Origin of the sequence: Streptomyces sp. NPDC093109 (assembly GCF_040701725.1) — a bacterium.
Classification (GTDB): domain Bacteria; phylum Actinomycetota; class Actinomycetes; order Streptomycetales; family Streptomycetaceae; genus Streptomyces.
In genome coordinates this window covers 183277-203748 of record NZ_JBFBEZ010000004.1, presented here as the reverse complement: position 1 = coordinate 203748, position 20472 = coordinate 183277, and the positions used below count along the sequence as shown (strand labels likewise).

At 71.5% G+C, this 20472-nt stretch carries 16 protein-coding genes; 11 read left to right on the top strand and 5 right to left on the bottom strand.

Annotated features, from left to right (window positions below):
• Positions 1-49 precede the first annotated feature (49 nt).
• From AB0389_RS06755 to AB0389_RS06745, 3 genes are all read left to right on the top strand, one after another.
• Positions 50-937, top strand: coding sequence for a FadR/GntR family transcriptional regulator (locus AB0389_RS06755; RefSeq protein WP_366394237.1), 888 nt, complete (start codon positions 50-52; stop codon positions 935-937).
• Positions 938-1279: 342 nt separating this feature from the next.
• Positions 1280-2821 (top strand): RNA polymerase sigma factor, encoded by a 1542-nt coding sequence (locus tag AB0389_RS06750; RefSeq protein ID WP_366394236.1) that lies wholly within the window; start codon positions 1280-1282, stop codon positions 2819-2821.
• Between the two features lie 141 nt (positions 2822-2962).
• Positions 2963-3811 carry a serine protease gene (locus tag AB0389_RS06745; RefSeq protein WP_366394235.1) on the top strand — a complete coding sequence of 283 codons (849 nt, stop codon included), beginning with the start codon at positions 2963-2965 and terminating at the stop codon, positions 3809-3811.
• A gap of 103 nt (positions 3812-3914) precedes the next feature.
• Here AB0389_RS06745 and AB0389_RS06740 read toward each other — a convergent pair whose 3' ends face one another.
• Entirely contained in the window at positions 3915-4145 is a 231-nt protein-coding gene (locus AB0389_RS06740) for a hypothetical protein (RefSeq protein WP_030350144.1), read from the bottom strand.
• A gap of 466 nt (positions 4146-4611) precedes the next feature.
• Between AB0389_RS06740 and AB0389_RS06735 the strand changes: the two genes are divergently transcribed.
• The 6 genes from AB0389_RS06735 to AB0389_RS06710 all read left to right on the top strand — a co-directional run bounded on the left by AB0389_RS06735 (position 4612) and on the right by AB0389_RS06710 (position 11570).
• On the top strand, positions 4612-6738 hold the full coding sequence (locus AB0389_RS06735) for a DNA topoisomerase IV subunit B (RefSeq protein ID WP_366394234.1): 2127 nt from the start codon (positions 4612-4614) through the stop codon (positions 6736-6738).
• 171 nt (positions 6739-6909) lie between these two features.
• Positions 6910-7434, top strand: coding sequence for a DUF1453 domain-containing protein (locus AB0389_RS06730; protein WP_366394233.1), 525 nt, complete (start codon positions 6910-6912; stop codon positions 7432-7434).
• Positions 7431-8639, top strand: coding sequence for a histidine kinase (locus tag AB0389_RS06725; RefSeq protein ID WP_366394232.1), 1209 nt, complete (start codon positions 7431-7433; stop codon positions 8637-8639). Before AB0389_RS06730 ends, AB0389_RS06725 begins: the two co-directional genes overlap by 4 nt.
• Positions 8636-9304, top strand: coding sequence for a response regulator transcription factor (locus AB0389_RS06720; protein WP_366394231.1), 669 nt, complete (start codon positions 8636-8638; stop codon positions 9302-9304). The genes AB0389_RS06725 and AB0389_RS06720 overlap by 4 nt, the downstream gene beginning before the upstream one ends.
• Before the next feature lie 98 nt (positions 9305-9402).
• Positions 9403-9981, top strand: a complete 579-nt coding sequence (locus AB0389_RS06715) for a DUF485 domain-containing protein (RefSeq protein WP_366394230.1) — start codon at positions 9403-9405, stop codon at positions 9979-9981.
• Positions 9978-11570, top strand: a complete 1593-nt coding sequence (locus AB0389_RS06710; protein WP_366394229.1) for a cation acetate symporter — start codon at positions 9978-9980, stop codon at positions 11568-11570. The genes AB0389_RS06715 and AB0389_RS06710 overlap by 4 nt, the downstream gene beginning before the upstream one ends.
• A 30-nt stretch (positions 11571-11600) precedes the next feature.
• Here the strand turns inward: AB0389_RS06710 and AB0389_RS06705 are convergent, their stop codons facing one another.
• The 3 genes from AB0389_RS06705 to AB0389_RS06695 all read right to left on the bottom strand — a co-directional run bounded on the left by AB0389_RS06705 (position 11601) and on the right by AB0389_RS06695 (position 15368).
• Positions 11601-12278: a response regulator gene (locus AB0389_RS06705; RefSeq protein ID WP_366394228.1), complete on the bottom strand. Its 678-nt coding sequence runs from the start codon at positions 12276-12278 to the stop codon at positions 11601-11603.
• On the bottom strand, positions 12275-13885 hold the full coding sequence (locus tag AB0389_RS06700; protein WP_366394295.1) for a sensor histidine kinase: 1611 nt from the start codon (positions 13883-13885) through the stop codon (positions 12275-12277). Before AB0389_RS06700 ends, AB0389_RS06705 begins: the two co-directional genes overlap by 4 nt.
• A gap of 220 nt (positions 13886-14105) precedes the next feature.
• Entirely contained in the window at positions 14106-15368 is a 1263-nt protein-coding gene (locus AB0389_RS06695; RefSeq protein ID WP_366394227.1) for a citrate synthase, read from the bottom strand.
• A gap of 87 nt (positions 15369-15455) precedes the next feature.
• Between AB0389_RS06695 and AB0389_RS06690 the strand changes: the two genes are divergently transcribed.
• Together AB0389_RS06690 and AB0389_RS06685 are read left to right on the top strand one after the other, a co-directional pair.
• The gene (locus AB0389_RS06690; RefSeq protein ID WP_366394226.1) at positions 15456-16646 is read left to right on the top strand and encodes a citrate synthase/methylcitrate synthase; all 1191 of its coding nucleotides are present in this window, start codon (positions 15456-15458) and stop codon (positions 16644-16646) included.
• Positions 16647-16692: 46 nt separating this feature from the next.
• Positions 16693-17898, top strand: coding sequence for a GTP-binding protein (locus AB0389_RS06685; protein WP_366394225.1), 1206 nt, complete (start codon positions 16693-16695; stop codon positions 17896-17898).
• Between the two features lie 58 nt (positions 17899-17956).
• Here the strand turns inward: AB0389_RS06685 and AB0389_RS06680 are convergent, their stop codons facing one another.
• Positions 17957-20407: a DNA topoisomerase IV subunit A gene (locus AB0389_RS06680; protein ID WP_366394224.1), complete on the bottom strand. Its 2451-nt coding sequence runs from the start codon at positions 20405-20407 to the stop codon at positions 17957-17959.
• Positions 20408-20472: the final 65 nt, after the last annotated feature.

Below are 20472 nucleotides of genomic sequence, written 5' to 3'. Positions count from 1 at the left end.
TTTCACCAAAGACCTCAAGGCTCGTGGAATCAGCGCCGACAAAGGATGCGTGAGTACCCTTGCGCACACCATGATGACCGCCGCCCGCTCCGTCGAGTCCGGCCTCGCCGACCCGGGTGGAATCGACCGCTACCCCTTCGCGGAGGCGCCCGGCGCCGACCGCGTGCCCGCCCCTGTCTGGGACGGCGCCGACACCGATCTGGGCCGGGTGGGACGCCGTACGGCGAGCAGCCGCGGGCGCGGGCTGCACGGCCAACTCGTCCAGCAGTTGGGGCAGATGATCGTCTCCGGTGACCTGGGCGCCGACCGGCCGCTCGTACCGGAGGAGATCGGCCAGCGTTTCGAGGTCTCCCGCACGGTGGTGCGGGAGTCGCTGCGCGTCCTCGAGGCCAAGGGGCTCGTGAGCGCCAGGCCCAATGTCGGTACCCGCGTCCGGCCCGTCAGCGACTGGAATCTGCTCGACCCCGACATCATCGAATGGCGCGCCTTCGGACCGCAGCGCGACGACCAGCGCCGTGAGCTGAGCGAGCTGCGCTGGACGATCGAGCCCCTCGCCGCACGGCTGGCGGCCGGCCACGGCCGGGCGGACGTCCAGCAGCGGCTCGTCGACATGGTCGGGATCATGGGGCACGCCCTCGCCCAGGGTGACGCGATCACCTTCTCGCGGGCGGACGCCGAATACCACTCCCTGCTGATCCAGCTCGCCGGCAACCGGATGCTCGAACACCTCTCGGGCATCGTCTCGGCCGCTCTCCAGGTCTCCGGCGGTCCGATCACCGGATGCGACCGCCCGACCGAGGCGTCCCTCGGCCACCACGTGCGGATCGCCGACGCGCTGGGCGCGGGCGACGGGCCCGCCGCGGAGTCGGCCATGCGCCAGCTGCTGACCGTCCAGCCGGAAGTGGAGCGCGTCGTTCCGGCGCCGCGCGAGCACTGAGCGCTTCCGCCCGGGCCCGGGGCGTACGGGGAGGTACGCATCGTGTGTCGCCGGATCCAGGGGGTCCGGCGATGCGATCGTGATGCCTTACATCCCGCTTCTGTTCACTTGTCGCAAATGGGGTGTGACTCGGGCCACGCGGATTGGGCGTAACACTCCTGGAGACAGTGCGATGACCTAAGAGGTGACAGCCGAGGAAGGAATACGACCGCCACGCGTGGCGCTGTATTCAGCTCCGAGGTCAAGCCCGCGCCGTCGGCACATCCCCAGCCGACGGTCGTCGGCTCCGGCCCGATCATGGGCGGGGCCGGAAGCCGTTTCCATCGTTCCGAGAGGTTGTTCGTGTCGGCCAGCACATCCCGTACCCTCCCGCCGGAGATCGCCGAGTCCGTTTCTGTGATGGCGCTCATCGAGCGAGGAAAGGCTGATGGGCAGATCGCCGGCGATGACGTGCGTCGCGCCTTCGAGGCCGACCAGATTCCGCCAACCCAGTGGAAGAACGTTCTGCGCAGCCTCAACCAGATCCTCGAGGAAGAGGGTGTGACGCTGATGGTCAGTGCCGCGGAGTCGCCGAAGCGCACCCGCAAGAGCGTCGCAGCGAAGAGCCCGGTCAAGCGCACCGCCACCAGGACCGTCGCAGCCAAGACGACCACGACGAGGACCGTCGCGGCCGCCACCACCGCCTCGGCGGCCGAGACCGCGGAGGCCGGCGACGCCGCGACCCCCGCCAAGAAGGCCGCCGCCAAGAAGACCGTGGCCAAGAAGGCGACGGTCAAGAAGACCGCCGCCAAGAAGACCACCGCGAAGAAGACCGCGGGCAAGAAGGACGCCGACGAGGTCGACGGCGAAGAGCCGACCGAGGAGCTCCAGGCCGGCAAGGGCGAGGAGGAGGAGACCGAGGGCGAGAACAAGGGCTTCGTCCTCTCCGACGACGACGAGGACGACGCGCCCGCGCAGCAGGTCGCCGTCGCCGGTGCCACCGCCGACCCGGTCAAGGACTACCTCAAGCAGATCGGCAAGGTCCCGCTCCTCAACGCGGAGCAGGAGGTCGAGCTCGCCAAGCGCATCGAGGCCGGTCTCTTCGCCGAGGACAAGCTCGCCAACTCCGACAAGCTGGCCCCCAAGCTCAAACGCGAGCTGGAGATCATCGCGGAGGACGGCCGCCGCGCCAAGAACCACCTTCTGGAGGCCAACCTCCGACTGGTGGTCTCGCTGGCCAAGCGCTACACGGGCCGCGGCATGCTCTTCCTGGACCTGATCCAGGAGGGCAACCTCGGTCTGATCCGCGCGGTCGAGAAGTTCGACTACACCAAGGGCTACAAGTTCTCCACGTACGCCACCTGGTGGATCCGGCAGGCGATCACCCGCGCCATGGCCGACCAGGCCCGCACCATCCGTATCCCGGTGCACATGGTCGAGGTCATCAACAAGCTCGCGCGCGTGCAGCGCCAGATGCTCCAGGACCTGGGCCGCGAACCCACCCCGGAGGAGCTGGCCAAGGAACTCGACATGACCCCCGAGAAGGTCATCGAGGTCCAGAAGTACGGCCGCGAGCCGATCTCGCTGCACACTCCGCTCGGTGAGGACGGGGACAGCGAGTTCGGTGACCTTATCGAGGACTCCGAGGCGGTCGTACCGGCCGACGCCGTGAGCTTCACGCTCCTCCAGGAGCAGCTGCACTCGGTGCTCGACACGCTGTCCGAGCGCGAGGCGGGCGTGGTCTCGATGCGCTTCGGCCTCACCGACGGCCAGCCCAAGACGCTGGACGAGATCGGCAAGGTCTACGGCGTGACGCGTGAGCGCATCCGCCAGATCGAGTCCAAGACCATGTCGAAACTGCGCCACCCGTCACGGTCCCAGGTGCTGCGCGACTACCTGGACTGATCGTAGGGGGCGCGCGAAGCGCCGGCCGAAGACCCGGATGCCTCCTGGCTCCGGGTCTTCGCGTTGCGCGCCGGGGTGCGTGACACAACCGGTTGAATGACTCTGGGTAGGTCATTGCCCACCGGAGAGTCAGGAGCCCGTATGCGTCGTTCCCTTGCCCGAGTGCTGTCCGCAGGGGTGGCCATGGTCGCGGCCGGTGCCGCGCTGCCGCTCGCGACCGCCGGACCGGCTGCCGCCGATCGGGTGGTGATCGGCGGCCGGCCGGTGAAGTCGGCCGACAGCCCCTGGGCCGTGGCCGTGTCGAGCCGTGACCGGTTCGGCACGTCCCGGGCGGGCCAGTTCTGCGGAGGCGTGGTGGTGGCGCCGACAAAAGTGCTCACCGCGGCCCACTGCATGGGCGTGGACGCCCTCGGGGTGCGGCCGGAGGAGGTACGGGACCTCCGGGTCATCGCGGGCCGTGAGCGGCTGCGTGGCGGCGGCGGGCGCGAGGTCGCGGTCCGCTCCGTATTCGTCGATCCGGCGTACGAGCCGGGGCGCGGCGGGCCGGATCTCGCCGTACTCACCCTGGCGGCGCCGCTGCCCGAGGCGTACGCGATCCAGCCGGCGGAGCCCGGAGATCCGGCCGCCGCGCCGGGCACCGCGGCGGCCGTCTACGGCTGGGGCGACACCTCGGGGGGCGGCGACTACGCCACAGCGCTGCGCTCCGCGTCCGTGACGGTGCTGCCGGACGCGAACTGTGAGCGGGCCTATCCGGGCGGTGTCGGGGACCGCTACGAATCGGCCACGATGCTCTGCGCGGGCGATACGGCGGGCGGGCACGACGCGTGCCAGGGGGACAGCGGCGGGCCGCTGGTGGCCCGGGGGAGGCTCATCGGCCTGGTGTCCTGGGGGAGCGGCTGCGGGCGTGCCGACAGTCCGGGTGTCTACACACGGGTGACCACGGGGGCGCGTCCCATCGCCGACGCGGTCGGCGTGCGCGTACCGGGGTGAGGGCCCCGCGATGACGAGAACGGGCGGCCACCCCGTGGTGCGGGGTTGGTCGCCCGTCGGTCGATACCGGGACCGGCCCTTGGCTCGTCGTGGATGCGAGGTGTCAGTGTTCCTCTTCACCGCCGCCGGCCGGTACGGCCGTCAGTCGGTCGGTCTCATCCTGTATTTCCGCGGCGATCTTCTTGAGTTCCGGCTCGAACTTGCGACCGTGGTGGGCGCAGAAGAGCAGTTCACCACCGCTGGACAGGAGGACGCGCAGATAGGCCTGGGCGCCGCACCTGTCGCAGCGGTCAGCCGCGGTCAGCGGGCTCGCGGGGGTCAGAACAGTAGTCACGTCGCCTCTTCTCTAGCTCGACGAGCTGTCGTACCAGGGTCAACATCCAACCAGGCCGAAAACGTTCCCGCTCGCGGCTTTTCCTCGAAACTTTCTTCCGTGGTGGCCGGGGTGATGACGGTTGGCGGCGAATGGGCCGTATCGCTCCGCGGGGCTTCGCTCTACGGGTTTCGCGTTTCTTGACGTCGCTTGCGTTGCTTGTTCGGGGGTGCCCTCGTCCGGCTGGCTTGCCGTTTGTTGATGAGGACGTGCCCGGAGCCTAAATGGTTCATGCCTGGAAGGGAACGTGATGTGTGCTTCACTCCAACGAAGGATCGAACACCTATGCGACGTTGGACTAGCATGAGAAATGGGCGAGGGTGGCGTGACAACGGCTCTACCAGGCATCTGTACCCTCTGACCGGTGACAGACGCCGGGCCTTTACCCCACGGGGCCACATCTCAAATTCAGCGAGGAGCGAACCGCGTGACCGCCGATACGTCCGTGCCGTCCACAGCGCTGCTGACAGCAGACCGTGACGGCTCCAACTACACCGCGCGGCACCTGCTCGTCCTTGAGGGGCTCGAAGCGGTCCGCAAGCGCCCCGGAATGTACATCGGCTCGACCGACAGCCGCGGCCTGATGCACTGCCTCTGGGAAATCATCGACAACTCCGTCGACGAGGCCCTGGGCGGCTACTGCGACCACATCGACGTGACCCTCCACGAGGACGGCTCCGTCGAGGTCAAGGACAACGGCCGGGGCATCCCCGTCGACGTCGAGCCCAAGACAGGTCTCTCGGGCGTCGAGGTCGTGATGACCAAGCTGCACGCCGGCGGAAAGTTCGGCGGCGGCTCGTACGCAGCGTCGGGCGGTCTGCACGGCGTGGGCGCCTCCGTGGTCAACGCGCTCTCCGCCCGGCTGGACGTCGAGGTGGACCGCAACAGCTCCACCCACGCGATCAGCTTCCGGCGCGGTGTCCCCGGAATGTTCACCGAGCAGGGACCCGACAGCCCCTTCGACCCGGCGAACGGACTGCGCAAGGCCAAGCGGGTGCCCAGGACCCGCACCGGCACCCGGGTGCGTTACTGGGCCGACCGGCAGATCTTCCTCAAGGACGCCAAACTCTCCCTGGAGACGCTCCACCAGCGCGCCCGCCAGACCGCCTTCCTGGTCCCCGGGCTGACCATCGTCGTCAGGGACCAGCGCGCGGCCGGCGAGAACGAGAGCGGCGGCACGGCCGAGGAGACCTTCCGCTTCGATGGCGGCATCAGCGAGTTCTGCGAGTACCTGGCGCAGGACAAGGCCGTCTGCGACGTCCTGCGCCTGACCGGCCAGGGCACCTTCAAGGAGACCGTGCCGGTCCTCGACGACCGGGGGCACATGACGCCCACCGAGGTCACCCGCGAGCTGGGCGTCGATGTCGCCCTGCGCTGGGGCACCGGCTACGAGACCTCGGTCAAGTCGTTCGTGAACATCATCGCCACGCCCAAGGGCGGCACCCATGTGAGCGGATTCGAGCGGTCCCTGACCCGGACGGTCAACGAGGTGCTCCGCTCGGCCAAGATGCTGCGCGTCGCCGAGGACGACATCGTCAAGGACGACGCCCTGGAAGGGCTCACCGCCGTGGTCACGGTACGGCTGGCCGAGCCGCAGTTCGAGGGCCAGACCAAGGAGGTCCTCGGCACGTCGGCGGCCAACCGGATCGTCTCCAACGTCATCGCCAAGGAACTCAAGGCGTTCCTGACCTCGACGAAGCGCGACGCCAAGGCGCAGGCCCGGGCCGTGCTGGAGAAGGCCGTCGCGGCCGCCCGTACCCGGATCGCGGCCCGCCAGCACAAGGACGCCCAGCGCAGGAAGACCGCGCTGGAGACCTCCTCCCTGCCTGCCAAGCTCGCCGACTGCCGCAGCGACGACGTGGAGCGCAGCGAGCTGTTCATCGTGGAGGGCGACTCCGCGCTCGGCACGGCCAAGCTCGCCAGGAACAGCGAGTTCCAGGCGCTGCTCCCCATCCGCGGCAAGATCCTCAATGTCCAGAAGTCGTCCGTGACGGACATGCTCAAGAACGCCGAGTGCGGCGCGATCATCCAGGTCATAGGGGCGGGCTCGGGCCGGACCTTCGATCTCGACGCGGCCCGTTACGGCAAGATCGTGCTCCTGGTCGACGCCGACGTGGACGGCGCGCACATCCGCTGCCTGCTGCTGACGCTCTTCCAGCGCTACATGCGGCCCATGGTGGCGGCGGGCCGGGTCTTCGCGGCCGTACCGCCGCTGCACCGGATCGAGCTGGTGCAGCCCAAGAAGGGCCAGGACAAGTACGTGTACACGTACTCGGACAACGAGCTGCGCCAGACGCTGCTCCAGTTCCAGCGCAAGAACGTCCGCTTCAAGGACTCCATCCAGCGCTACAAGGGCCTGGGCGAGATGGACGCCGACCAGCTCGCGGAGACCACCATGGACCCGCGCTTCCGTACGCTGCGGCGGATCAACATCGGGGACCTGGAGTCGTCCGAGCAGGTCTTCGACCTGCTGATGGGCAACGAGGTGGCGCCGCGCAAGGAGTTCATCACCAGCTCGGCGGCGACGCTCGACCGCTCGCGCATCGACGCCTGAGCAGCGCCCCGAGCGGCACGAGCGGCCCGGGCGCCAACGTTCGACGACACGGCCTCCACCCACGGGTGGAGGCCGTTGCTCCACCCCCGGTCAACCCCCGCTCCGATGCCCTGACCTGGGTCTTCTCCGTAACGTCGAAGTCGTTGAACTTCTCGTCCCCGGAGGCTTCCCATGTCACTCGTCAACCTGTTGACGATCGTCGCCGTCGCCGCGCTGGTCGTGGCCCGGCAGTTCAAGGCCCAGCGGGTCGCGGCCGGCGGGCGGAAGTGGCTGGTGCTGCCCGTCGTGCTGGTGGTCATCGCCCTGCGCGAGCCCCGGCTCCTCGACCCGCACCACCCGGCGCTCGCGGCGCTGCTGATCGGCGTCGAGCTGGTGGTGGGGGTGCTCATGGGGCTGGGCTGGGCCTGGACCAGCCGTCTCCGGGCGGGGCAGGACGGCACGGTGTGGTCCAAGGGCACCAGGGCGACCGCGGCGGTCTGGGGCGGCGGCATCGCCGTACGGCTCGGGCTGATGGGTGCCGGCGCGCTCTTCGGCGTCCACCAGGGCAGCGGGGCGCTGATGCTCGCACTCGCCGTCACCCTGCTGGTCCGCGGCGGTGTGCTGGTGTGGCGGGCCCGCCACACCAGGCTGCCGGCCGGCCCGCGTCCGTCGTACGGTGACCAGGTGGCCGCCTCGCCGTGGAAGGACCGAGTGTGACACCCCAGCCCTGGACGGACTGGCCCTCGCGGGAGGCCCTCTCCCGCGAGGGCCTGACCGATGCCAGAAGGCGGCTGGCCCGGCTCGTACGGCTGGTGGTCTGCGGCGCGCTGCTGTGGTCCACTTTCAGCCAGCGGCACGTCTCCGGCTGGGGCGCCGTCGCGGCCGTGGCCGGGGTCTTCGCGGTCGGATTCTGCGCCTGGGGGTTCTACCGCGCCACCCTGAGCCACCGGCTGTGGCCCTCGGTGGGGCTGCTCGTCCTGCTGCTGGGCGCGGCCTTCGGGGCGGACCAGGCCGGGTTCCGCGTGGCGGCCGTCGTGCTGTGGTGCGGCTGCGCCATCACCTGCATCCAGCGGCTGCCGCTGTTCGCCGCACTGCCCACCGCGATCACCGCGTTCGCCGGATACACGGTCCTGACCGGCGACGACGACCTGCTGTCCACGATGATCACCACGGCGGGGCTCTTCCTCGGCGGTTACGTCCTGCGGCTGGACGCCGAGGCGCGCGCCAACGCCCACCGGCTGCTGGCGCAGGAGCGCGCCGCCCGCGCGGCCGAGGCGCAGTCCGCCGCGCTCGCGGAGCGGGCCAGGATCGCCCGGGACATCCATGACGTCCTGGCCCACAGCCTCTCCGCGCAGCTCGTCCATCTGGAGGCGGCCCGGCTGCGGATCGAGCGGGAGCCGGAGAGCCCGTTCCGCGACCAGATCCTGGAACGGGTCGTGGCGGCGCGCTCGATGGCGCGCGAAGGGCTCGCCGAGACGCGGCAGGCGCTCTCCGCGCTGCGCGGCGAGATGGCGCCCCTCGGGGACTTCCTCCGCGAACTGGCCGCGGCGGACGGTGCGGAGGTCGAGGTCGACGGCGTTCCGCGCCCGCTGCCCGCCGAGGTCTCCCAGACCGTGCGCCGGGTCGCGCAGGAGGCGCTCACCAACGTACGGAAGCACGCTCCCGGCGCCCGGGTGCGGATCCGGCTCGGGTACGGAACGGACGAGGTCACCCTGGTCGTACGGGACTCCGGCGCCAGGGTGACCGGACCGGCCGGGCTGCCGGCCTCCGGCTCCGGGTACGGTCTGCTGGGGATGCGCGAGCGCGCCGAACTGCTCGGCGGCGCCCTGGAGGCGGGACCGGTGGCGCGGGCCGGGGCGGGGGACGGTCCCGGGGCCCCCGACGAGAAAGGTTTCAGCGTGCGGCTGCGAGTGCCCGTATGACGGCCCGGGTGATCGTGGCCGACGACCAGTCCGTGGTGCGCGAGGGCATCGTGATGCTGCTCGGCCTGCTGCCGGGCATCGAGGTGGTCGGCGCGGCCGGGGACGGCGAGGAGGCCGTCGCCCTGGTGGCCGAACTCGCGCCCGATGTCGTCCTGATGGACCTGCGGATGCCCCGCTGTGACGGCGTGGAGGCCACCCGCCGGATCCGCCGCGATCATCCGGGCACCCAGGTCGTGGTGCTCACGACCTACGCCGACGACGATTCGCTGTTCGCCGCTCTCCAGGCGGGCGCGCGCGGCTATCTCACCAAGGACGCCCAGGGCGAGGAGATCGTCCGGGCCGTCGAGGACGTGATGGCGGGCCAGGCGGGGCTCGCCCCCGCCGTACAGCGCAGACTGCTGGAGCGGGTCACCGCCCCGCCCGCGCGGCCCGCCCCGGTGGAGCTGCCCGACGGGCTCACCGCGCGGGAGGCCGAGGTGCTCTCCCTGGTCGCCGAAGGGCTCTCCAACAAGGAGATCGCGCAGCGGCTGCACATCGGGGCGGCCACCGTGAAGACCCATATCAACAACCTCTTCGCCAAGACCGGGGTGCGCGACCGCGCACAGGCCGTCCGGTACGCCTATCAACGGGGTCTGATCCCACCACCCGGGACAACTGTCACCTGAAGGGGTGAAATCGGTGGCGAAGAGGAGCCAGGGCTCCACCCCCGCCACCCATCCTTGCAACGCGGCCGGAACGGTTCGCTGACAAGGAGAGTTGACCGGTGGAGAAGCAGGAAGGGCGCGCCGCCTCAGCGGTGCGGCTCGACGACCCGTGGTATGACGCACTGGCCTCGGACTGGGGCGAACCGGACGGTACGGGCGCGCCCCTGACGGCCGGAGGCGCCGGTACCGGCGTGGATACCGGCCCCGGCCCCGGCGCCCCGAGCGCTTCGGACATCTACCGGGAGGTCCAGCGCAGCGCCGCCTTCCAGGAGGTACGCGGCCGGTACCGCAGGTTCGTCGTCCCCGCCTCGCTCGCCTTCCTCGCCTGGTACTTCGCGTATGTCGTGGCGGCGACGGCCGCGCCGGGGCTCATGGCGAGGCCGGTGGCGGGCGCGGTGAACGTGGCGATGCTCGCCGGTCTCGGCCAGTTCCTCTCCACCTTCCTGCTGACCTGGGCATACGTACGCCATGCCCGGCTGCACCGGGACCGCGCGGCGCTCGAACTGCGCTGGACCGTCTTCGACCAGGAGCGGACCCAGGAACGGACGCAGGAACGGACGCAGGAGCGGACCCAGGGCCAGGCCCAGGGCCAGGCCCAGGGCCAGGCCCGGCGGACATACGGGGAGGCCGGCCGATGAGGGGCGACCACCAGACCCTGGCACTGGTGCTGTTCAGCGCGTTCGTCGCGGTCACCCTGGCCATCACCACCTGGGTGAGCCGCAACCGGCACGGCTCCGCGGAGGAGTTCTACGCCGGCGGCCGGCTGTTCTCGCCCATGGAGAACGGCTTCGCGATAGCCGGCGACTACATGTCCGCCGCCTCCTTCCTCGGTATCTCGGGCGTGATCGCCCTCTTCGGCTACGACGGCATGCTCTACTCCGTCGGCTTCCTCGTCGCCTGGCTGGTCGTGCTGCTCCTCGTCGCCGAACTCGTCCGCAACTGCGGGCGCTTCACCCTCGCCGACGTGATCGCGGCCAGGATGCGCGAACGGCCCGTCCGGATCGCCGCCGGCACCTCCTCCGTCACCGTCTCCGTGCTCTACCTGGTCGCGCAGATGGTCGGCGCGGGCTCTCTGGTGGCGCTGCTGCTCGGCTCCACGAGCGCGGCGGCCCGCGCCTGGACCGTGATCGGGGTGGGCGCGCTGATGGTCGTGTACGTCTCGTTCGGCGGGATGCGCGCCACCACCTGGATCCAGATCGTCAAGGCCGTCCTGCTGATGGCCGGGGCACTCACGCTGACCGGCATGGTCCTGATCCGGTTCCACGGCGACCTCAACGCGCTGCTGAACACCGCCGTCGCGCACAGCGGCCACGGCAGGGAGTTCCTCGCGCCCGGGCTGAAGTACGGCGGTGGCTGGACCGCGCGCCTCGACTTCATCAGCCTCGGACTGGCCCTGGTCCTCGGCACGGCCGGACTGCCGCACATCCTGTCGCGCTTCTACACCGTGCCCACCGCGCGGGCCGCCCGCCGCTCGGTCGTCTGGTCCATCGGCCTCATCGGCGGCTTCTACCTGATGACGATCGTGCTCGGCTTCGGGGCGGCGGCGCTGGTGGGCTCCGACGCCGTACGCGCCTCCAACCCGGCCGGGAACACGGCGGTGCCGCTGCTCGCCCTCGACCTCGGCGGCGGCGCGGGCTCGACCGGTGGCACGGTGCTGTTCGCGGTGGTCGCGGCGATCGCCTTCGCCACCATCCTCGCCGTCGTCGCGGGCATCACCCTCGCCTCCTCGGCCTCCGTCGCCCACGATCTGTACGCCTCGCTGCGCCGCGCCCGTACCGAGCCGCGCGGCGAGGTGGCCGTGGCGCGGGTGGCGGCGGCCGGGATCGGCGCGGTCGCCATCGGGCTCAGCCTGCTCGCCCAGGAGCTGAACGTCGCCTTCCTGGTGGGGCTCGCCTTCGCGGTCGCCGCCTCCGCCAATCTGCCCGTCCTGCTCTACTCGCTGTTCTGGCGGAACTTCACCACGCGCGGCGCCGTCTGGTCCGTGTACGGCGGGCTGATCCCCGCCGTCCTGCTGGTGATCGTCTCGCCGGTGGTCTCCGGCAGCCCCGAGGCGCTCTTCCCCGGGCTCGACTTCCATGTCTTCCCGCTCCAGAACCCGGGGCTGGTCTCCATTCCGCTGGGCTTCCTGGCGGGCTGGATCGGCACGGTCACCTCGGGGGAGCCGCCGGACGAGGCCAAGCACGCCGAGACGGAGGTCCGCTCACTGACCGGCGCCGGAGCGGTCTGAGGCGCTCGGACATGTGCCGTACGTACGGATTCAGGCGCTCGTCGTCCATGCGTAGCGGTGTTCCGGGCGGCCCGTCCCGCCGTACCGGAGCGTGAGACTCACCCGTCCCGACCGCTCCAGCAGCTTGAGATACCGCTGTACGGTCTGCCGGCTCATCCCCGCGTGCTCCGCGATCTCCCGCGCCGAGAGCGGCCCGTCGGAGCCCTTCATCACCTGGCGGATCACCGCGGCGGTCGCGGGGGAGTGGCCCTTGGGGAGGACGGGCGGGCTCGTGGCGGACAGGGCCCCGAACATCCGGTCCACCTCTGCCTGTTCGGTGTCGCCGCCGCGCTCCACGGTGCGCCGCAGCGCCGCGTACGCCTCCAGTTTCGCGCGGAAACCGGCGAAGTCGAACGGCTTTATCAGGTACTGGAGCGCGCCCTGGCGCATCGCCGCCTGGACGGTGGCGACGTCCCGCGCCGCCGTCACCATGATCACATCGGTCTGATGGCCGAGCCGCCGAAGCTCCCGCACCACCGCGACCCCGTTCCCGTCGGGCAGCCGGTGGTCGAGGAGGACGAGATCGACGGAGTGCCGGGAGATCCGGGTGAGGGCCTCGGCCGCCGAGTGGGCCTGGGCCACCACCCGGAAACCGGCCACCTTGGCCACATAGGCGGTGTGGATACGCGCCACCCTGATGTCGTCGTCCACGACCAGTACGTCGATCACCGTGTCTCCCCTGCGGTGGACGCCGGTTCCGGTTCCGGCCGCGGTTCCGGTCTCCGGTCGGCCGGCGCGTCCGGGCCGGTCAGCGCGTCGGGGAGGACGACGGTGAACCGGGCCCCGCCGTCCGCCGACTCCCCGGCCCGCGCGCTGCCGCCCTGCCGCTCGGCGAGTCTGCGCACCAGGGCGAGCCCCAGACCGCGTCGGCCGTGGGCCGGCGGCTCCTTGGTCGACCAGCCCTCGGAGAAGACCAGTTCACGCCGGTCCGCCGGGACGCCGGGGCCGCTGTCGCAGACCACCAGCACGACCGTACGGCCCTCGGCGCGCAGCTCCACCTCGACCCGGGGATCCGCCGAACCGGCCGCCGCGTCCAGGGCGTTGTCCACCAGATTGCCCACCACCGTGACCAGCCCCCGCGGGTCCACCAGCCGGTCGGGCAGCAGGGTGTCCGGTGTCAGCCGCAGCGAGACTCCGCGCTCGGCGGCGACGGTGGCCTTGCCGACCAGCAGCGCGGCGGGCAGCGGATCGTGGATCCGCTCGGTGATCTGCTCCGCGGTGCTCCGGTGCACCCCGACGACCTCGGTGACGAAATCCGCCGCCTCCTGGTGCAGCTCCAGCTCCAGCAGCCCGAGCAGCGTGTGCATATGGTTCGCGTGCTCGTGGTCCTGGGCCCGCAGGGCGTCGATCAGACCGCGCGTCGCGTCCAGTTCCCGGCCCAGCCGCTCCAGTTCGGTGCGGTCGCGCAGCGTGATGACGGCGCCGCCGTCGTCGGTCGGCATCCGGTTGGCGACCAGGACACGGCTGCCGCGTACGGCCAGCAGGTCGTCGCCGCGTACCCGCCCGGCCAGCACCTCGGTGGTGCGGCCCGCGCCGAGCACCTCGTCGAGCGGCCGTCCCGCGGCGTCGGGACCGAGCCCCAGCAGCCGCTGCGCCTCGTCGTTCATCAGCCGGATCCGGCCGCCGCCGTCGAGCGCGACCACGCCCTCGCGCAGGCTGTGCAGCATGGCCTCGCGTTCGGCGAGCAGCGCGGAGATGTCGGAGAACGCCAGGTCATGGGTCTGCCGTTGGAGGCGCCGGGAGATCAGATACGCGGCGAGCGCCCCGGCGGCGAGCGCGCCGCCCGCGTACGCGAGCATCCCGGGGATGGCGGCCAGGAGCCGCTCGTGGACGCTGTCGTACGCGATGCCGACCGAGACGGCGCCGACGATCGCGCCCGTACCGTCGCGCAGGGGGACCTTTCCGCGCGCGGAGCGGCCGAGCGTGCCGCTGTCCAGCTCCATGACGTGGCGGCCGGCGAGTGCTTCGCTGGGGTCCGTGGAGACGACCCGGCCGATCTCGCGCCGGTCGGTGTGCGACCAGCGCACCCCGCGCCGGTCCATGACCACGACGTACTCGGCGCCGCTGGCAGCCCTGACGCGCTCGGCCTCGGCCTGTACGGGACCGTCCGCCGTCGGCCGGGACGACAGGAGGTCGGCGGCGACGCGGGTGGACGCGGCCGTCTCGGCGATCGCCAGGGCGCGGCGCATGGCCTGGTCGTCCAGCTCGTTGCTGAGCGGCGCGAGGAAGAGTCCGGTGGCCAGGACGGTGACGCCCGCCGCGATGGCGATCTGCATCAGCAGCACCTGGGAGAAGACCCGGCGCGGCCGGCGGAACCGCCGCAGACGCCCGCCCGTCGGCGGTCCGGGCCGTCCGGCCGGTCGTACGGGCGGTCGTACGGGCGGTCCGGCCGGGTCGGCCGCGGTGCTCGATCCGGCGCTCATGCGTACGAACGGTAGAGGGCCCTGCGCGCATTCCGAAATCTCCGGGCCTCCGGGGGCCGGGTCCGGCCATCGCTCAGGGCAGCTCCTGGGGCGGCCGGGGGCCGTCGTACTGCCCGATCGGCCGCATCCGCAGCGGCTGCTCGCCGTACTCCTCCAGCGCGTGCGCGATCCATCCCGCCGTGCGGCCCACCGCGAACACCGTCTCGCCCGCCTCCGCCGGCATCCCGGCGGTCACCGACAGCACCGCGAGCGCCAGATCGACGTTGGCGTGCAGCTTCACATGGCGGGCGGTGGTCTCCTCCACCTCGCGCGCGGCCTTCAGCACCGGTCCGGCGCCGGGCAGTTCGCCCAGTACGGCGAAGAGCGCCTCGGCGCGCGGATCCGGGCCCGGGTAGAGCCGGTGGCCCAGCCCCGGTACCCGGCGGCCCGCCCGCAGATGGTCCGCCACCACGGCCGCCGCGCTGCCCCGCTCCAGCACTTCGGCGAGCATCCGGTGGGCCGGCCCGCTGGCCCCGCCGTGCAGCGGGCCGTCGAGCGCGCCGAGACCGGCCGAGACCACGGCGTACGGATGCGCGCGGGCCGAGGCGGCGACCCGTACGGCGAGGGTCGAGGCCGCCAGATCGTGGTCGATCAACAGGGACAGCGCCATGTCCAGCGCCCGTACGCCCGACTCCCCGGGCTGCCGCGCGGCCAGCCGGGACCAGAGCCGCGCGGCCAGCCGGCCGTCGGCCGGCTGGGGGCGTCCCACCGCGGGGAGCGCGTCGACCAGGGTGGGGATCAGCGTCCGGGCGGTGGCCAGTACGGCGTCCCGGGAGAGATCGAAACGCAGCGGATCGGCGACCGCCGCCGCGACCGCGGCCACCCGGAGCCGGTCCGTCGGGCCGCTGTGCGGGGGCAGCGCCCCGACCGCGTGCCGGGCGGCGGCGAGCGCCTCGGCGGGGGCGGTGAACCGGATGCCGGGATGCGGGGTGCCCGTCCAGAGCCAGTCGGCGATCTCCTCGTAGCGCAGCCGCCGGGCCAGTTCGGTCGCGTCCACGCCCCGGTAGTAGTACTGGCCGGCCTCGATCAGTGTGATGCCGGTCCTGATCCGCTGGAGGCCGTCGGCGCCCGCCGCGGATTCCCTGCCGCTCCTGCGGGCCAGGGCCTCGACCTCGGCGGCGTCGAAGGTGCTGCCGCGTCCTGTGGGGTCGCGCCGGGCGGCGAGCCGGCCCCGGCTGACGTACGCGTACACCGTCTCCGGCTTGACCCCGAGCCGGGCGGCCACCTCCCGGGTGGTGAGCCGCGCGTCCGTGACGGGCTGTTCGCCGGGAGGTCCTTCGACCGGTCGCTCATCCATGAGCCTCACCGTACATGTATTGATTGAATCAATGTTGACAGTGATCCAGTCAAGCATGGACAGTCGAATCACGTTCAAGGAGGAAACATGCCGACCAACGGGACCAACGGCACCACCACCGCACCGCCGCGCACCATCGAGCCCCTCGCAGTACCGCGCGGGCTCGCGGGCGTCGTCGTCACCGACACCGCGCTCGGCGACGTCAGGGGCCGTGAGGGCTTCTACCACTACCGCCAGTACTCCGCCGTGGAGCTGGCGCGGACCCGCACCTTCGAGGACGTCTGGCATCTGATGTTCTACGGAGAGCTGCCGGACGCGGCCGGCCGGGCGGACTTCACCGCGCGCACCGCCGCCCTGCGCCGACTGCCCGATGAGGTCGCCGCCGCGCTCCCCGTCATCGCCCGCGCGTCGGCCGGATCCGGCCCCCTCGCCGGGCTGCGGACCGCGCTCTCCCTCTTCGGCGCCTCGGCCGGACTGCGTCCGCTGTACGACCTCGGCGCGGAGGAGCGCCGTACGGACGCGCTCGCCGCCTGCGCCGTCGTCCCCACTCTGCTGACCGCGCTCCACCGGCTCGGCCGGGGCCTGGCACCGGTCGCACCGCGCGACGATCTGCCGTACGCGGCCAACTACCTCTACATGCTGACCGGCGAGGAGCCCGACCCGGCGCGGGCCAGGGCCGTCGAGCGCTATCTCGTCTCCACCGTCGACCACGGCTTCAACGCCTCCACCTTCACCGCCCGGGTGATCACCTCCACCGGGGCCGACCTGGCCGCCTGCCTGGTCGGTGCGGTCGGCGCGCTCTCCGGACCCCTGCACGGCGGAGCGCCGAGCCGGGCCCTCGACACCCTGGACGCCATCGGGACCGCCGACCGTATCGACCCCTGGATCCGCGAGCGCGTCCTGGCGGGCGACCGGATCATGGGCTTCGGGCACCCCGTCTACCGCACCGAGGACCCGCGCTCCCGCATGCTGCGCGGCATCGCCGAGGAGTTCGGCGGGCCACTGACCGCGTTCGCCGTCCAGGTCGAGTCGCGGGTCGAGGCGATACTCGCCGAGCTCAAGCCCGGCCGTGAGCTGCACACCAACGTGGAGTTCTACGCCGGAGTGGTCATGGAGCTGTGCGGGCTGCCCCGCGAGATGTTCACCCCGACCTTCGCCGCGGCCCGGGTGGTCGGCTGGAGCGCCAATATCCTGGAGCAGGCGGAGGACTCCAAGATCATCCGCCCGGCGGCCCGCTATGCCGGACCGCCCCCGCCGCAGCCGGTCCCGGCTGTCTGAGCGGGACGGCAACGAACCGGCACGGCACAGCACGGAGGCGGCACTTGTGAGCGGGAAGCGGATCCCGGTGGTCGTTCTGACGGGATTTCTCGGGTCGGGCAAGACCACCTTGCTCAACCATCTGCTGCGCCACCGGGCCGGCAACCGGATCGCCGTCGTCGTCAACGACTTCGGCGCCATCGAGATCGACGCCATGACGGTCGCGGGACAGGTCGGATCGACGGTCTCGCTCGGCAACGGCTGTCTGTGCTGCGCGGTCGACGCGAGCGAACTCGACGGCTATCTGGAGCGGCTCACCCGGCCGTCCGCCCGGATCGACATCATCGTGATCGAGGCGAGCGGGCTGGCCGAGCCCCAGGAAATCGTCCGGATGATCCTCAACGGCGACAATCCGCACACCGTGTACGGGGGACTGGTCGAGGTCGTCGACGCCGCCGAGTTCGACGCCACCCGGGCGCGCCATCCGGAGCTCGACCGCCATCTGGGCCTCGCCGATCTCGTGGTCCTCAACAAGAGCGACCGGGTCGCGGACGTCGACCGCCGGCGGCTGCTCGCCACCGTCGCGGAGCTGAGCCCGGGGACGCCGGTGGTGTGCGCCTCGTACGGGCGGGTCGACCCGGAGCTGCTCTTCGACCCTGCCGTCCGCCCGGACGAGGACGAGAAGGCGCGCCAGCTCTCCTTCGAGGATCTGGAGGAACGGTACGACGAGGCCGGGCACGCCGGGCACGACGGATCCGGTGCGCAAGGCGGGCAAGGCGCGCACGGCGCTCACGACGGGCATCTCCACGCGGCCTACGAGACCGTCTCGTTCACCGCGGACACCCCGATGAACCCGCGGCGGCTCATGGAGTTTCTCGACTCCCGGCCCGCCGGGCTCTACCGGATCAAGGGATTCGTCGGCTTCGGCGCCGCCGACCCGGCCAACCGCTACGCCCTGCACGCGGTCGGCCGCTCGCTGCGCTTCCACCCCGAGCCCTGGCCGCGGGGCGGGGACCGGAGCACCCGGCTGGTGCTGATCGGCTCGGGCATCGACGGCGACGCCCTGATCAAGGAGCTGGCGGCCTGCCAGGATCCGGAGCCCGGGGAGGCCGCCCCCGACGGCCGGAGCATGTGGGGCGTCCTGCGGTACGTACCCGGCGACGGGCCCGAGCCCCGAACGCCGCCCGGGCCCGGACCCGAAGGCCCGGACCCGGACGGGGACCCGTACACGGACCCGGCCGGGGACCCGGACACCGACGCGGACTGGCCGTGACGGTCTCTCCGCCCAGCGGCCCCGCCGGCCCTCACGCGGCCGGCGGGGACACGGCGGGTCAGAGCGCGGGCCCCGCCAGCACCTCGATCTCCGGCGCGAACGGTGTGCCCGAACCGTCCCGGCGCGGGTCGGGCGCCGGCAGCTCCACCGGCGCCCCGCTCTTCAGCGCGGCGCGTGCCGGGCTCGCTCCCGCCCAGGCCAGGACCAGCATGTCCTCACCCTTCAGGAAGCGCTGACAGCGCACGCCGCCGGTCGCCCGGCCCTTGCGCGGATACTGGTCGAACGGGGTGAGCTTCGCCGTCCGTACGGAGTCGTCCAGCGTGCCGTGCGAACCGGTGACCGTGAACACCACGGCGTCCCGCGCCGGATCCACGGCGGTGAAGGAGATCACCTCGGCGCCGTCGGTCAGCTTGATGCCCGCCATGCCGCCGGCCGCCCGGCCCTGCGGCCGTACCTGCGCGGCCTGGTAGCGCAGCAGCTGGGCGTCGGAGGTGATGAAGACCAGATCCTCCTCGCCCGTCCGCAGCTCGACACCGCCGACGATCCGGTCGCCCTCCTTGAGGGTGATGACCTCCAGCTCGTCCTTGTTGGACGGATAGTCAGGCACCACCCGTTTGACGACGCCCTGGAGCGTGCCCAGGGCGAGCCCGGGGGACGACTCGTCCAGGGTCGTCAGACAGACCACCTTCTCGTCGCCCTCCAGCGCGAGGAACTCCGTCACCGCGGCGCCCCCCGAGAGGTTGGGCGCCGACACGGTGTCCGGCAGCTGGGGCAGGTCGATCACCGAGATCCGCAGCAGCCGGCCCGTCGAGGTCACCGCGCCGATGTCGCCGCGGGCCGTCGCGGGGACGGCGGACACGATCACATCGTGCTTCACCCGCCTGCCGTCCTCACCCTCCAGCGGCTCGCCGTTGACCGTACGGGCCAGCAGGCCCGTCGAGGACAGCAGCACCTGGCACGGGTCGTCCGCGACCTCCAGCGGCACCGCGGCCACGGCGGATCCCGCGGACTCCAGCAGCACCGTACGGCGCGGGGTGGAGAACTTCTTGGACACGGCGGCCAGTTCGGCGGAGACGAGCTTGCGCAGCTCCGCGTCCGACTCCAGGATCCCGGTCAGCTCGTCGATCTCGCCGTTGAGCCGGTCGCGCTCGCCCTCCAGCTCCATCCGGTCGAACCGGGTGAGCCGGCGCAGCGGCGTGTCCAGGATGTACTGCGTCTGGATGTCGCTCAGCGAGAAGCGCTCGATCAGCCGCTCCTTGGCCTGCGCCGAGTTGTCGCTCGACCGGATCAGCCGGATGACCTCGTCGATGTCGATGAGCGCGACGAGCAGCCCCTCGACCAGGTGCAGCCGGTCCCGCCGCTTGGTCCTGCGGAACTCGCTGCGCCGGCGCACCACCTCGAACCGGTGGTCGAGATAGACCTCCAGCAGCTCCTTGAGGCCCAGCGTCAGCGGCTGGCCGTCCACCAGCGCCACGTTGTTGATGCCGAAGGTCTCCTCCATCGGCGTCAGCTTGTAGAGCTGCTCCAGCACGGCCTCGGGTACGAAACCGTTCTTGATCTCGATGACCAGGCGCAGGCCGTGCGCGCGGTCGGTGAGGTCCTTGACGTCCGCGATGCCCTGGAGCTTCTTGGCGGAGACCAGGTCCTTGATCTTGGCGATCACCTTCTCCGGGCCGACCGTGAAGGGCAGCTCGGTGACGACCAGGCCCTTGCGGCGCGGGGAGACGTCCTCCACCGTCGCGGTGGCCCTGATCCGGAAGGTGCCCCGGCCCTTCTCGTAGGCGTCCTTGATGCCGGTGAGCCCGACGATCCGGCCGCCGGTCGGCAGATCGGGCCCCGGCACGAAACGCATCAGCGTCTCCAGGTCGGCGGCCGGGTGCTTGATCAGATGGCGCGCGGCCGCCACGACCTCGCCGAGGTTGTGCGGCGGCATGTTCGTGGCCATGCCCACGGCGATCCCGGAGGCGCCGTTGACGAGCAGGTTCGGATACGCGGCCGGAAGTGTGACCGGTTCCCGCTCCTGGCCGTCGTAATTCGGCTGGAAATCGACCGTGTCCTCGTCGATCGACTCGGTCATCAGTGACGTGGCGTCAGCCATCCGGCACTCGGTGTACCGCATGGCGGCCGGCGGGTCGTCGTTGCCGAGCGAGCCGAAGTTGCCATGGCCGTCGACGAGCGGCAGCCGCATGGAGAACGGCTGTGCCATCCGGACCAGGGCGTCGTAGATCGAGGCGTCCCCGTGCGGGTGAAGTTTGCCCATGACCTCACCGACGACGCGGGCGCACTTCACATAGCCGCGGTCGGGGCGCAGGCCCATCTCGTTCATCTGGTACACGATGCGGCGGTGCACCGGCTTCATACCGTCCCGGGCGTCGGGCAGGGCCCGGGAGTAGATCACCGAGTAGGCGTATTCGAGGAAGGAGCCCTGCATTTCATCGACCACGTCGATGTCGAGAATCTTCTCCTCGAAGTCCTCCGGCGGCGGGGTCTTCGTACTGCGGCGGGCCATCTCGGCTGCGGCTCCTTCACAGGTTCTGTACGGCAACTTCTGGAACTGACGCGGACCATTGTGGA

What these genes read in the sequence shown, in the direction of transcription:
- AB0389_RS06745 (WP_366394235.1), top strand. Translation starts at nt 2,963, where the DNA reads ATGCGTCGTTCCCTTGCCCGAGTGCTGTCCGCAGGGGTGGCCATGGTC.
- AB0389_RS06730 (WP_366394233.1), top strand. Translation starts at nt 6,910, where the DNA reads ATGTCACTCGTCAACCTGTTGACGATCGTCGCCGTCGCCGCGCTGGTC.
- AB0389_RS06720 (WP_366394231.1), top strand. Translation starts at nt 8,636, where the DNA reads ATGACGGCCCGGGTGATCGTGGCCGACGACCAGTCCGTGGTGCGCGAG.
- AB0389_RS06710 (WP_366394229.1), top strand. Translation starts at nt 9,978, where the DNA reads ATGAGGGGCGACCACCAGACCCTGGCACTGGTGCTGTTCAGCGCGTTC.
- AB0389_RS06700 (WP_366394295.1), bottom strand. Translation starts at nt 13,885, where the DNA reads ATGCAGATCGCCATCGCGGCGGGCGTCACCGTCCTGGCCACCGGACTC.
- AB0389_RS06695 (WP_366394227.1), bottom strand. Translation starts at nt 15,368, where the DNA reads ATGGATGAGCGACCGGTCGAAGGACCTCCCGGCGAACAGCCCGTCACG.
- AB0389_RS06690 (WP_366394226.1), top strand. Translation starts at nt 15,456, where the DNA reads ATGCCGACCAACGGGACCAACGGCACCACCACCGCACCGCCGCGCACC.
- AB0389_RS06680 (WP_366394224.1), bottom strand. Translation starts at nt 20,407, where the DNA reads ATGGCCCGCCGCAGTACGAAGACCCCGCCGCCGGAGGACTTCGAGGAG.